The organism is Pseudomonas sp. Irchel 3E20 (assembly GCF_900187645.1).
In the GTDB taxonomy this organism is placed as follows: Bacteria; Pseudomonadota; Gammaproteobacteria; order Pseudomonadales; family Pseudomonadaceae; genus Aquipseudomonas.
The window spans coordinates 187,212-200,086 of record NZ_FYEE01000008.1; the positions used below are offsets into that span (position 1 = coordinate 187,212).

At 65.1% G+C, this 12,875-nt stretch carries 14 protein-coding genes; 2 read left to right on the forward strand and 12 right to left on the reverse strand.

From position 1 onward, the window contains the following. Positions 1 to 84: 84 nt before the first annotated feature. Positions 85 to 1,983, forward strand: a complete 1,899-nt coding sequence (gene dxs / locus CKW13_RS16345; protein ID WP_095109657.1) for a 1-deoxy-D-xylulose-5-phosphate synthase — start codon at positions 85 to 87, stop codon at positions 1,981 to 1,983. A gap of 104 nt (positions 1,984 to 2,087) precedes the next feature. Further along, positions 2,088 to 3,983, forward strand: a complete 1,896-nt coding sequence (locus tag CKW13_RS16350; RefSeq protein WP_095109658.1) for a TonB-dependent receptor domain-containing protein — start codon at positions 2,088 to 2,090, stop codon at positions 3,981 to 3,983. Positions 3,984 to 4,151: 168 nt separating this feature from the next. Here CKW13_RS16350 and CKW13_RS16355 read toward each other — a convergent pair whose 3' ends face one another. The 12 genes from CKW13_RS16355 to nrdR form a co-directional block, all read right to left on the reverse strand. Then, positions 4,152 to 4,946 (reverse strand): cobalamin-binding protein, encoded by a 795-nt coding sequence (locus tag CKW13_RS16355; protein WP_095109659.1) that lies wholly within the window; start codon positions 4,944 to 4,946, stop codon positions 4,152 to 4,154. Beyond that, entirely contained in the window at positions 4,946 to 5,365 is a 420-nt protein-coding gene (locus tag CKW13_RS16360; RefSeq protein ID WP_095109660.1) for an MFS transporter, read from the reverse strand. The genes CKW13_RS16355 and CKW13_RS16360 overlap by 1 nt, the downstream gene beginning before the upstream one ends. After that, positions 5,362 to 5,979 carry a GTP cyclohydrolase II gene (gene ribA, locus CKW13_RS16365; RefSeq protein ID WP_095109661.1) on the reverse strand — a complete coding sequence of 206 codons (618 nt, stop codon included), beginning with the start codon at positions 5,977 to 5,979 and terminating at the stop codon, positions 5,362 to 5,364. Before ribA ends, CKW13_RS16360 begins: the two co-directional genes overlap by 4 nt. 104 nt (positions 5,980 to 6,083) lie before the next feature. Next, a complete protein-coding gene (locus tag CKW13_RS16370; protein WP_176465120.1) occupies positions 6,084 to 6,845 on the reverse strand; it encodes a transporter substrate-binding domain-containing protein in 762 nt (253 codons plus the stop codon). Between the two features lie 22 nt (positions 6,846 to 6,867). Then, positions 6,868 to 7,371, reverse strand: coding sequence for a phosphatidylglycerophosphatase A (locus tag CKW13_RS16375; RefSeq protein ID WP_095109662.1), 504 nt, complete (start codon positions 7,369 to 7,371; stop codon positions 6,868 to 6,870). Continuing rightward, positions 7,368 to 8,333 carry a thiamine-phosphate kinase gene (gene thiL, locus CKW13_RS16380; RefSeq protein WP_095109663.1) on the reverse strand — a complete coding sequence of 322 codons (966 nt, stop codon included), beginning with the start codon at positions 8,331 to 8,333 and terminating at the stop codon, positions 7,368 to 7,370. Before thiL ends, CKW13_RS16375 begins: the two co-directional genes overlap by 4 nt. Positions 8,334 to 8,351: 18 nt before the next feature. Further along, positions 8,352 to 8,852: a transcription antitermination factor NusB gene (gene nusB / locus CKW13_RS16385; RefSeq protein ID WP_095109664.1), complete on the reverse strand. Its 501-nt coding sequence runs from the start codon at positions 8,850 to 8,852 to the stop codon at positions 8,352 to 8,354. Further along, a complete protein-coding gene (ribE, locus tag CKW13_RS16390; protein ID WP_095109665.1) occupies positions 8,849 to 9,325 on the reverse strand; it encodes a 6,7-dimethyl-8-ribityllumazine synthase in 477 nt (158 codons plus the stop codon). Before ribE ends, nusB begins: the two co-directional genes overlap by 4 nt. Positions 9,326 to 9,417: 92 nt before the next feature. Then, positions 9,418 to 10,509: a bifunctional 3,4-dihydroxy-2-butanone-4-phosphate synthase/GTP cyclohydrolase II gene (gene ribBA, locus CKW13_RS16395; protein ID WP_095109666.1), complete on the reverse strand. Its 1,092-nt coding sequence runs from the start codon at positions 10,507 to 10,509 to the stop codon at positions 9,418 to 9,420. A 16-nt stretch (positions 10,510 to 10,525) separates the two neighbouring features. Then, positions 10,526 to 11,191 carry a riboflavin synthase gene (locus CKW13_RS16400; protein ID WP_095109667.1) on the reverse strand — a complete coding sequence of 222 codons (666 nt, stop codon included), beginning with the start codon at positions 11,189 to 11,191 and terminating at the stop codon, positions 10,526 to 10,528. A 45-nt stretch (positions 11,192 to 11,236) separates the two neighbouring features. After that, positions 11,237 to 12,370 (reverse strand): bifunctional diaminohydroxyphosphoribosylaminopyrimidine deaminase/5-amino-6-(5-phosphoribosylamino)uracil reductase RibD, encoded by a 1,134-nt coding sequence (ribD, locus tag CKW13_RS16405; protein ID WP_095109668.1) that lies wholly within the window; start codon positions 12,368 to 12,370, stop codon positions 11,237 to 11,239. Then, positions 12,367 to 12,831 carry a transcriptional regulator NrdR gene (gene nrdR, locus CKW13_RS16410; protein WP_176465121.1) on the reverse strand — a complete coding sequence of 155 codons (465 nt, stop codon included), beginning with the start codon at positions 12,829 to 12,831 and terminating at the stop codon, positions 12,367 to 12,369. Before nrdR ends, ribD begins: the two co-directional genes overlap by 4 nt. Between the last annotated feature and the right edge of the window lie 44 nt (positions 12,832 to 12,875).

The following is a 12,875-nucleotide window of genomic DNA, read 5'->3' on the forward strand; positions in this document are numbered from 1 at the left end:
GGCCAAGTTCCGCGCTGCGCGTGGGCAGCCTGCGATGCATCAGGTAAACTGCCGCCTCTTTCTATACCTATAACGATTCGCCTGATGCCCACGACGTTTCATGAGATTCCCCGCAAACGCCCGACCACGCCCCTGCTCGACCGCGCCGACACGCCGGCCGGGCTGCGCCGGTTGGGTGAAGCCGAGCTCGAAACCCTGGCCGATGAGTTGCGCCTGGAGCTGCTCTATTCGGTCGGCCAGACCGGCGGGCATTTTGGTGCCGGCCTGGGCGTCATCGAGCTGACCATCGCCCTGCATTACGTCTTCGACACCCCGGACGACCGGTTGGTGTGGGACGTGGGCCATCAGGCGTATCCGCACAAGATCCTCACCGGCCGCCGCGCGCGCATGGGCACCCTGCGCCAGAAGGACGGCATCGCCGCCTTCCCGCGTCGCTCCGAGAGCGAGTACGACACCTTTGGCGTCGGCCACTCCAGCACCTCCATCAGCGCCGCCCTGGGCATGGCCATTGCCGCCCGCCTGCAAAACAGCGAGCGCAAGGCAATTGCCGTGATCGGCGATGGCGCGTTGACCGCCGGCATGGCCTTCGAGGCGCTCAACCATGCGCCGGAAGTGAACGCCAACATGCTGGTGATCCTCAACGACAACGACATGTCGATCTCGCGCAATGTCGGCGGGTTGTCCAACTACCTGGCAAAAATCCTCTCCAGCCGCACCTACGCCAGCATGCGCGAGGGCAGCAAGAAAGTTCTCTCGCGCCTGCCCGGCGCCTGGGAAATCGCCCGCCGCACCGAAGAATATGCAAAAGGCATGCTGGTCCCTGGCACGCTGTTCGAGGAGTTGGGCTGGAACTACATCGGCCCCATCGATGGCCATGACCTGCCGACCCTGATCGCCACCCTGCGCAACATGCGCGACCTCAAGGGCCCGCAGTTCCTGCACGTGGTCACCAAGAAGGGCAAAGGCTTCGCCCCGGCTGAAATCGACCCCATCGGCTACCACGCCATCACCAAGCTCGACCCTCTGGACGCCCCGGCCAACCCGCCGAAAACCGCCAGCGGGCCGAAGTATTCCAGCGTTTTTGGCCAGTGGCTGTGCGACATGGCCGCCGCCGACCAGCGCCTGGTGGGCATCACCCCGGCAATGAAGGAAGGCTCCGACCTGGTGGCCTTCAGCGAACGTTTCCCGCTGCGCTACTTCGACGTGGCGATTGCCGAACAGCACGCCGTGACCTTCGCCGCCGGCATGGCCTGCGAGGGCGCCAAACCGGTGGTGGCGATCTACTCCACCTTCCTGCAACGCGGCTACGACCAATTGGTTCATGACGTGGCGGTGCAGAACCTCGACGTCCTGTTCGCCATCGACCGCGCCGGCCTGGTGGGCGAAGACGGCCCGACCCACGCCGGCAGCTTCGACCTGTCGTACCTGCGGTGCATCCCCGGCATGCTGGTGATGACCCCCAGCGACGAAAACGAACTGCGCAAGATGCTCACCACCGGCCACCTCTATAACGGCCCAGCCGCCGTGCGTTACCCGCGTGGTTCGGGGCCGAATGCAGCCATCAGCAAAGACCTCAACCCCATCGAGATCGGCAAGGGCGTGGTGCGCCGCCAAGGCTCGCGCCTGGCGATCCTGGTGTTCGGCGTGCAACTGGCCGAGGCCCTGAAAGTGGCAGAAAAGCTCGACGCCACCGTGGTCGACATGCGCTTCGTCAAACCCCTGGACGAAGCCCTGGTACGCGACCTGGCGGCCCGCCATGAACTGCTGGTGACCATCGAAGAAAACGCCATCATGGGCGGCGCCGGCGCGGCGGTCAGCGAATTCCTGGCCCGCGAAAACATCCTCAAGTCGATGCTGCACCTGGGCTTGCCGGACAGTTACGTCGAACACGCCAAACCTGCGCAGATGCTCGCCGAATGCGGCCTGGACGAAGCCGGGATCGCAGCGTCGATCGCCCAGCGCCTGGAGCTCCTGGGCCTCTGACCCCACGCAAAACCCTGTAGGAGCGAGGCTGTTCGCGATGGCGCGGTGACTGACATGCCGCCATCGCGAGCAAGCTCGCGCCCACAAGAGGGATCTACATCGCCATGAACCTGCACCGCCTCCTGCCCCTGCTGTTACTGCCCGCCACCGACCTGCTCGCCGACACCTTCGAGCGCGACGCCGCACTGAAACTGCCGGACACCCTGATTAGCGCCAACCGCCAGGTCCAGGCGCGCAACGACAGCAGCGCCGCCAACACCGTGTTCACCCGCGAGGATATCGACCGCCTACAGCCAGGCAGCGTCACCGACCTGCTGCGCCGCGTACCGGGCGTGCAGGTCGCCGAGGCCGGCGGGCGCGGCAGTTTGCCAGCGATCTATATCCGCGGCACCAAATCGGCGCAGAGCCTGGTGTTGGTGGACGGCCAGCGCATCGGCAACGCCACCTCCGGCGACAGCAACCTGCAACACCTCAATATCCAGCAGATCGAACGCGTCGAAGTGCTGCGCGGCTCGCGCTCGGTGATCTACGGCAGCGACGCCATTGGCGGGGTGATCCAGATTTTCACCCGCCGCGGCGACGGCGCCGGCCTGCAACCGCGCCTGCACCTGGGCTTTGGCAGCCAGCAGACCTGGGAACGCAGCCTCGGGTTGTCTGGCGGCGATGCGCAGACCCGTTTCAACCTCGGCGCCAGCCTCGACGACACCGCCGGCCTCGACCGCACGCACCAGTCCTTCGCCAGCGACAGCGACCACGACGCCTACCGCAACAAGGCCCTGAGTTTCAGCCTCAGCCATGCCTTTGACGACGACCTCGAAGCGGGCCTGAATGTGCTGGATAACCGCGGCAAGAGTGAGTTTGACAACCCGTTTGGCCGCTATGCGCAAGAGCCCTACAGCCAGTTCACCGTCAGCGGCGTCAGCAGCTACGTAGACGCGCGGCTCAATGACACCTGGCGTTCACGCCTGGAACTGGGCCACAGCGAAAACCGCGAAGAAACCCTCGACAAGCTCAGCACCGAACGCGCGGTGTTCAACACCTACCGCGATTCGCTGAACTGGCAGAACGACCTGAGCCTGGATGAGCGCAACAGCCTGATCCTGGGCGGTGACTGGTACGAAGACCGGGTCAACAGCAGCACCGCCCTCAACGAAGACAGCCGCTGGAACCGCGCGGCGTTTATCCAGCATCGCTTCCAGGGCGACGGCTTTGCCACGGAACTGGGCCTGCGCCACGACCAGAACCAGCAATTCGGCAGCCAGAACAGTTGGAGCGGCACCTTCACCTTGCCGCTCAACCCCGACAATGACCTGCTGCTGAGCTACAGCGAAGGGTTTCGGGCGCCGACCTTCAATGACCTTTACTACCCCGACGATTTCTACACCGGCGGCTTCCACCAGAAAAACAGCAACCCCGACCTTGAGCCCGAAACCTCCAAAAGCTACGAAGTGCAGTGGCGCAGCCAACTCAGCGACAGCAGCCGATTAGAAGCCTCGCTGTACCGCACCGACCTCCAGGACGCGATTGTGTTCGCCAGCAATGGCCCGCAAAACGTCAGCGCCGCACGCATCAATGGTTTTGAAGCTTCCCTCACCCAAGAGCTGTTCGGCTGGCAAGGCAGCCTGGGCCTGTCGATCATCGACCCGCGTGACCGCGACAGCGGCCGCACCCTGCCCCGTCGCGCCCGGCGCACCCTGAGCCTGGACCTGGACCGCCAGTTCGACCGCTTGGGCCTGGGCGCCAGTTGGCAAGCGGTGAGCGGCAGCTACGACGACGAAAAAAACCAGCAGGTTCTGGGTGGCTATGGGTTGCTCGGCGTACGCGGCAGTTGGGCGCTGAGCCGCGAGGTGGCGTTGCAACTCAAGGTCGACAACCTGCTGGACAAGCACTATGCCCGCGCCCGCTATAGCTACCAAGAGCCGAGTTTCAAGAACAACCAAAACTACCGCGAAGCAGGCCAGACCTGGATGCTCGGCGTGACCTGGACGCCGCAGCTTTAGGGGTTGCTGCCGGGCCCATCGCGGGCAGGCCCGCTCCCACGGTTGAACGGTGGTGTGGGGGGATTTTTCCTCTGTGGGAGCGAGCCTGCTCGCCATGGCGGCACCGGGTGGCGGTGACGAATGACAGCTGCTCCCACAGAGGGTTGGTGGCTACCGGCTAAAGCGGCCTCAGTGCTGCGCCGCAATTCCTTGGCACAAGCGCGCGGTGGCTTCGATCATCTGCCCGCTGGGCCGCTCCAGGCCTTTATCCGCGATCCGCAGCAACCGCCCCTGGGCCACCGCCGCTACCTGCGGCCAGGCCTTCCAGGCGTCCAGTTGCCGTTGGTCGCTGGCCAGGATCAGCTGCGGGTTGCGCTGCAACACCGCTTCGAGGCTGACTTGCGGGGCCGGCAGCGGGAGGTCGTCGAACACATTGCGCGCGCCGCACACCGTCAGGGCATCGCTGATGATCTGGCCGCCGCCCACGGTGTACAGCGGCTGGTCCCAGACCTGGTAGAACACCCGCAGCGGTTCATCCCGGTGATAGCGCTGGCGCAGCTCATCGAGCCGGTGGCGCAGCTCGCCGGCCAAGGCGCGGCCACGTTCGGCGCGCCCCAGGCGTTGGCCGATCTGGTCGATCTGGTGGATGAGTTGTTCGAGGCTATGGGGTTCGGCGACAAAGGTCGGGATATTCAGGCGCTTGAGCTGCTCGCGCTGGGCCGGGCCAACGCTGCCGGGCCAGAGCAGCAGCAAGTCGGGTTGCAGGCTGAGCAGGCGCTCGATGTCCAACTGGCCGTAGCGGCCCAAGGATGGCAGGCCTTGGAGCCCGACCGGGCGCTCACCGGCATCGAGCACACCCACCAGCAAGTCGCCGGCGCCCAGCTCAACGACGATTTCCGTCAGCGACGGCGCCAGGCTGACCACCCGTTGCGCCGCCGCCCAGGGGCTGGCGGCCAACAGCAGGACCACCCACCAGAAGCGCATCAACCCAGTTGGCGCGGAATGCGATAGAGGTAGAACAGCACCGCGCTGGCCAGCGCTAGCAGCATCACGGGTATCGCTTCCAGGCCGACGAACACGGCCAGGGCACCGATCCACGCCGGCAGCGAGGCGGCCAGGAATGCCACGCGGCGGCGCGCCGCCAGGTTGATCCAGGCTGCGGGCTCCTCAGGGGAGTCGAGGGCTTTGTGGGTATCGATCAAGGCGTGCTTGAAACCGCCGAAAAACTTCAGGCTGACAAACATCGAAGCCATGCCGGCGATGAAAAATGGCATCGCCAGCAGTGGCAATACAGGGTCGGTCTGGCTGAACACGCCGTTGATAACGAACAGCGGCAACAACGCCAGCGCCAGGTATTGCCACCAATTGACGGCCAGTCGCCGCCGAACTTGACCACGGGTCACGCCCCTTCTACCTCGCCCTGGTGCTCGTTGCCCATCATGTGGTCGAGCTTGCTGGCCTTCGTCGCCAGGTAGAGCTTGTTGTGCGGGTTATGGCCGGTGTGCAGCGGCACGCGCTCGGCGACGGTGATGCCCATATCGGTCAAGGCCTTGACCTTGCGCGGGTTGTTGGTCATCAGGCGCAGGGATTTGACCCCCAGGTGTTCGAGCATCGGCAGGCAGATGGCGTAGTCGCGCTGGTCGGCGGCAAAGCCCAGGCGTTCGTTGGCTTCGACGGTGTCGGCGCCGCCATCTTGCAGTTCGTAGGCGCGGATCTTGTTCAGCAAACCGATACCGCGCCCTTCCTGGCGCAGGTACAGCAGCACGCCGCGGCCCTCACGGGCGATGGCGCGCATCGCGGCTTCCAGTTGCGAGCCACAGTCGCAACGCTGGCTGAACAGGGCGTCACCGGTCAGGCACTCGGAGTGCAAGCGGCCCAGAACCGGGGCGCCATCGTCGAACTCACCGAGGCTGAGCACTACATGCTCGCGGCCCGTGGCTTCGTCGAGGAAGCCGTGCATGGTGAATTGCGCAAAAGGGGTTGGCAGCTTGGAAGCGGCGACAAAAACGACGGGCACCGTGTGCTCCTGATCTGGTTGTGATTCGCAGAGGCGGCATTGTAACAGCAGGTTCCTACAGGCGCTTAGGCTGAATTACCGACCATAAAGATCAAGAAGTTTGATTACTGCCCGCCCGGCAGGCCGCTGTCCGCGAACGGATAGGGCTGTTTCCAGCGCTCGAAAATGCCGCGCAACTGGCCACTGCTGACCAACACCGCCATGCGCTGATCGTACAAGGCCATTAGCGCGCGCCCGCGCGGGGTGTCGGCGAACCCCAGGTAGAGCGGCAGTTCAGCCAAGTGGCTGCGGCGGTAGAGCGACGGATCGGCGGCCTTGCCTTGGACGTATTCGACCTCGGTCAGGGCATCGATGTAAAAGTCGGCGCGGCCATGGCGCAGCATCGACAGGATGCCGTCGCGGCGCTCGATCTGGTTGAACGCACGAACGTTGGGCAGGTAGTTCTCGTAGCGGTAGCCGCGCACCCAGGCCAGGCGATACTTGCCCAAAGTCGCCAGGGTTGGCGCCGGCAGTGTCGCCAGCCCAAGGGCGTAGATGTGGTCGGAGTCGAAATTCCAGCGCGGGTACAACACGCCTTCGGCCTCGTCGCGGTAGGAACCGACCAAGGCGTCCACCTCGCGCAATTGCGCCAGGCCCACGGAGCGGGTGTAAGGCTCGGTGCGGATGTTCAGGCGCACACCGGCCGGCTCGAAGACTTCGCGTAGCACCTCCCAGGCCAGGCCGCCACCATTGGCGTCGGTGTAATCGACCCACTCCTCGCTGGCCAGCAATATCTGCTGCGGCAGCACCGCTGGGTCAACGGCCCGGGCCATGGTGCTAAAACCCGCCAACATCAGTATCAACAGCCAGCATCCAGCCTTGCCCATGCTCGGTTCCTCAAGCAGCCCCTCAGGCGAAACACCACACCAATCCCTGCATCGCCAACCAGGCAAACACCCCGGCCAGCACGTCGTCGAGCATGATCCCCACGCCACCGTGCACGTGCCGGTCGATCCAGCGAATCGGCCATGGCTTGAGAATGTCGAAGAAGCGGAACATCAAGAAACCCGCCAGCAACCAGTACCAGCCTTCGGGCACCAGCCACAGGGTGATCCACATCCCGACCATTTCGTCCCAGACGATGCCTTCGTGGTCGTGTACCCGCAAATCGTCGGCCACCTTGCCGCACAGCCAGAAGCCAAACAGCATGGTGATGCCCAGCATCAGCCAGTAACCCCAGTCCGGCAGCATCTGCCATAACGGGATGAAGGGTAGCGCAACTAACGAACCCCAGGTGCCCGGCGCCTTGGGCAGCGTGCCGGAGCCAAAGCCGAAGGCCAGGAAATGCCAGGGATTACGCCAGACCGACGGCGGCACGAACTCTGCCGGAACCTGATTGGGATGATCTGTCACGGTGTCTCCCGAAAATGTTGATAGCCCCGGGTTGCCGGGGTGATGTCGTGTCCGGCGGCGTCCAGCAGCGTCACGCCCTGCCCCGCCACCACGTGGCCGATGACGTGCACCGGCCAGCCCTGGGCCTGCAACGGCGCCAGTTCGGCAACCGGCAGGGTAAAGGCCAGGATGTAATCGTCACCACCGCTCAACGCCGCCGCCTGCGCACCTTGCAGCCCGAGGAACGCCACCAGCGCCGGGCTTAGGGGTACACGCTCGCGCTCAATCTGCAAGCCTACGCCAGAGGCCTTGGCGATATGCCCGCAATCGGCCAGCAAACCGTCGGAAATATCCAGCGCGGCCGTGGCCCGGCCCCGCAACGCCTGGCCCAGCGCCAGTTGTGGCTGAGGCGACCAGTACTGGGCCAGCAAGGGCTCGGCGATGGCCGCATCGGCCGTGCGCTGGCCCAACACCAGGGGCAATGCCCCCGCCGCCCGGCCCAGGTCGCCGCCCACGCAGAGCAGGTCACCCGCCCGTGCGCCGCTGCGGGTCAGGGCCTGGCCCGCGGGCACCCGGCCGAACACGGTGAGGGTCAGGCTCAACGGGCCGCGGGTGGTGTCGCCGCCCACCAGGCTCACGCCACAGGCCTGGGCCATGCGGTTCAAACCACGGGCATAGGCGTCCAGCCACTCGGCGGTCACCGTCGGCAGGGTCAGGGCAAGGGTAAAGGCAATGGGGGTGGCGCCCATGGCAGCCAGGTCACTGACCGCCACGGCCAGCGAGCGCTGGCCGAGCAGGAAAGGCTCGCACGGATCGGCAAAATGCACGCCGGCGACCAGGGTATCGGTAGAAATGGCCAACTGCTCCCCGGGGGGAACCGCCAGCAGGGCGCAGTCGTCGCCGATCCCCAGTGCCACGCCCTCGCCGGCCCGCGCACAAGGCGCGGCGGCGAAGTAATGACGGATCAGCTCAAACTCGCCCATGGCGCACGCCAGCGCCAATCAGCGCTTGAACGCCTTCACTTCGGCTTCACGCAGGCGCGGGGCCAGTTTGTCGAGCACGCCGTTGACGAACTTGTGGCCGTCGGTGGAACCGTAGACCTTGGCCAGCTCGATGCCTTCGTTGATGACCACACGGTAAGGCACATCGACGCGCTTGATGAGTTCCCAGGTGGACAGGCGCAACACCGCCAGTTCAACCGGGTCCAGCTCTTCGATGGTGATGTCCAGGCAAGGCGCGAGGGCCTCGTCGATCTCGGTCTTGTTGGCCGGGACGCCGTGCAGGATCTCGCGGAAGTAGCCGGAGTCGACATCGGTGAAGTCGTTATCGACCCGGAACTGCGCTTCGATTTCGTTCAGCGAAGTTTTGGCCATGTGCCATTGGTACAGCGCTTGGGTCGCGAGCTGACGGGCCTCGCGACGCTTGACGCTCTTGGATGGCTTGCCAGCGTCCGCAGGTTTCGGATCGCGCGGGTTGAAACGATCGCTTTCGTCGCTAATCACTTGGCCTCCAACTGCGCCAGCAGGCTGACCATTTCCAGGGCGGACAGGGCAGCTTCGGCGCCTTTGTTACCGGCCTTGGTGCCGGAACGTTCGATGGCTTGCTCGATGGAGTCGACAGTCAGCACGCCAAACGCAACCGGCACGCCGAACTCCATGGACACCTGGGCCAGGCCCTTGGTGCATTCGCCTGCCACGTATTCAAAGTGCGGAGTGCCGCCGCGAATGACTGCGCCCAGGGCGATGATCGCTGCGTATTCGCCCTTTTGCGCGACTTTCTGCGCCACCAGCGGAATCTCGAAGGCGCCCGGGGCGCGGATCAGGGTGATATCGCTTTCGCTCACGCCATGGCGAACCAGGGCATCAACGGCGCCACTGACCAGGCTTTCAACCACGAAGCTGTTGAAGCGGCCAACGACGAGCGCGTAGCGGCCCTTGGGGGCGATGAAGGTACCTTCGATGGTCTTGAGGGTCATTCGACAAATCTCTTAAAGAGCCGGGACGCGCCTTTTTGCGCGTCCCTCGGTGATATTTGAACCGCGAACAAGGGGCGGAAAACGCCCGGCCTTTATTCGGAGGGCACGTATTCTACAACTTCCAGGTCGAAACCGGATATCGCATTAAATTTCATTGGCGCGCTCATCAGGCGCATCTTGCGCACGCCCAGGTCCCGCAGGATCTGCGAACCGGCCCCGACAATGCTGTAGGTGGTCGGTTTTTTCGCCGGCGCCTGGTCCGCGGTTTCGCGGATATGGGCCAGCAACACATCGCCATCGAGGGGGTGGCCGAGCAATAGCACCACGCCGCTGCCGGCCTGGGCCACTGCGGCCATGGCGGCCCGCAGGCTCCAACGCCCTGGTTGCTTGACCAGCAGCAGGTCGCGCAAGGGGTCCATGTTGTGCACGCGCACCAGGGTCGGTTCTTCGGCGCAGATGTTGCCCAGGGTCAGGGCCATGTGCACGTCGCCTTCGACCGAATCACGGTAGGTCACCAGGTTGAACTGCCCCAGTTCGCTGTCCAGCGGCTGCTCGGCAATCCGCTGAACGGTACGTTCGTGGATCATCCGGTAGTGGATCAGGTCGGCAATGGTGCCGATCTTGATGTTGTGCTCGGCGGCGAACGCCTCCAGTTCTGCGCGGCGGGACATGGTGCCGTCGTCGTTCATCACTTCGCAGATCACGCCGCTGGGCTCGAACCCGGCCATGCGCGCCAGGTCGCATGCGGCCTCGGTGTGGCCGGCGCGGGCCAGGGTGCCGCCCGGCTGGGCCATCAGCGGGAAGATGTGGCCGGGGCTAACGATGTCTTCGGCCTTGGCGTCCTTGGCGGCGGCGGCCTGCACGGTGCGGGCGCGGTCAGCGGCGGAAATGCCGGTGGTGACGCCCGTGGTGGCTTCGATGGAGACGGTGAACTTGGTGCCGAAACCCGAGCCGTTGCGCGGCGACATCAGCGGCAACTTGAGCAGTTCGCAGCGCTCGCGGCTCATGGGCATGCACACCAGGCCCCGGGCGTGCTTGACCATGAAGTTGATGTCTTCGGCCTTGCAGCATTCGGCGGCCATAATCAAGTCGCCTTCGTTCTCGCGGTCTTCGTCATCCATCAGGATGACCATCTTGCCTTGGCGGATGTCTTCGACCAGTTCTTCGATGCTATTGAGCGCCACGCGGCACCCCCTTGGTTCAGGATTTGAGATAGCCATTGGCGGCTAGAAAGCTTTCGGTGATCTTGCCGGGCGCGGCAGGCTCGGCGGCTTTATCGCCCAGCAGCAAGCGCTCCAGATAACGTGCAAGCAAGTCAACTTCCAGGTTGACCTCACGCCCCGGCCGGTAGTCGGCCATGATGGTCTCGGCCAGCGTGTGGGGGACGATGGTCAATTCGAATTCAGCGCCATTGACTGCGTTGACCGTCAGGCTGGTGCCATCGACGGTGATCGAGCCTTTGTGGGCGATGTACTTGGCCAGTTCCTTGGGCGCGCGGATGCGAAATTGAATGGCGCGGGCGTTTTCTTCCCGTGCAATCACCTCGCCCACGCCGTCAACGTGGCCACTGACCAGGTGCCCACCTAAGCGGGTGGTGGGGGTCAGGGCTTTTTCCAGGTTGACCCGGCTGCCGGCCTTCAACTGGTGGAACGCGGTGCAGTCCAGGGTTTCGCGGCTGACATCGGCCCAAAAACCGTCGCCGGGCAGCTCCACCGCGGTCAGGCACACGCCGTTGACGGCGATGCTGTCGCCCAGTTTGACGTCGCCCAGGTCGAGCTTGCCGGTTTCAACATAGACCCGCACATCGCCGCCCTTGGGGGTCAATGCGCGGATGCTGCCGATGGATTCGATGATGCCGGTGAACATGGGGTTCTCCTCGAGAACAGGCCTGCGCCAGGCCAAAGGCCGCGATTATACGCCTGCGTTCGGCAGCGGGATCGCAGTGACCCGCCAGTCATCGCCGACCGCACGCATTTCAGTGATTTTCAGCTGCGGCGCGTCTTTCATCTGCGCCAGCGGCCAGTCGAGCAACGGCCGGCCGGTGGAGCCGAGGAACTTGCCGGCGATGAATATCTGGTATTCGTCCACCAGGCCCTGGCGCGCAAAGGCCCCGGCCAGGCGCGGCCCCGCTTCCACCAGCACGTCGTTGACGCCCCGGGCGGCCAGTGCCTGTAGCAACGCGTGCAAATCGACCTGGCCTTCAAGGCCCGGCACGATGAGGCACTCCGGCCCAGTGGCGTATTGCTCCTCGATGGCCACGCAGGTGGCGACCAGTACCGGGCCGGCCTTGAAGAACGGCGCGTCCAGCGGCACCCGCAAGCGCCCGTCCACCAGCACCCGCAGCGGCGGGCGGCTCATGGCCAGGGCGGTGTTTTCAGCGTCCAGGCCCAGTTCGGCGGCACGCACGGTCAGGCGCGCGTCGTCGGCCAGCACGGTGTCGGCGCCGGTCAGCACCACGCTGGCCTCGGCCCGCAGGCGTTGCACCGCCGAGCGCGCGGCAGGGCCGGTGATCCATTGGCTCTCGCCGCTTTCCATGGCGGTGCGCCCATCCAGGCTCATGGCCAACTTGACCCGCACAAAGGGTAAACCGTGTTCCATGCGCTTGAGAAAACCGCGGTTGAGCGCCCGCGCTTCGCCTTCGAGCACGCCGCTGTGCACCGCGATCCCGGCCTGGGCCAGGCGCTGCAAACCGCGCCCGGCAACTTCCGGGTTGGGGTCCTGCATGGCCGCGACCACCCGCGCCACCCCGGCCGTCACCAGCGCATCGGCGCAGGGCGGCGTGTGGCCGTGATGGCTGCACGGTTCCAGGGTGACGTAAGCCGTGGCGTCGCGGGCCTTGGCGCCAGCGGCGCGCAGGGCGTGGACTTCGGCATGGGGCTCGCCAGTGCGCACGTGCCAGCCTTCGCCGACCACCTCGCCGTCGCGCACGATCACGCAACCGACACGGGGGTTGGGGTGGGTGGTGTAGAGGCCTTTGCGCGCCAATTCCAGGGCTCGCGCCATGTAGTGGGCGTCGAGGACGGCTTGCTCTGGAGAAAGGCTCATTCTTTGGCGGGCTCCCGGGCCAGGCGATCGATTTCTTCGCGGAACTCGTTGAGGTCCTGGAAGCGGCGATACACCGAGGCGAAACGGATATAGGCGACTTCATCCAGCTTTTGCAGCTCAGCCATCACCAGTTCACCGACCACCAGGGACTTGACCTCGCGCTCGCCGGTGGCGCGCAGTTTGTGCTTGATGTGGGCCAGGGACGACTCCAGGCGCTCGACACTCACCGGGCGTTTTTCCAGGGCGCGCAGCATCCCGGCGCGCAGCTTCTCTTCGTCGAACGGCTGGCGGCTGCCATCGCTCTTGATAAGGCGCGGCAACACCAGTTCGGCGGTTTCAAACGTGGTGAAGCGCTCACCGCAGGCCAGGCATTCGCGGCGGCGGCGGACCTGATCGCCTTCGGCGACCAGACGGGAATCGATGACCTTGGTGTCGTTGGCACCGCAGAAGGGACAGTGCATGGTGGCAGGCAACAAAAAAAGGGAGGGCCATGGTAGCGCATCCC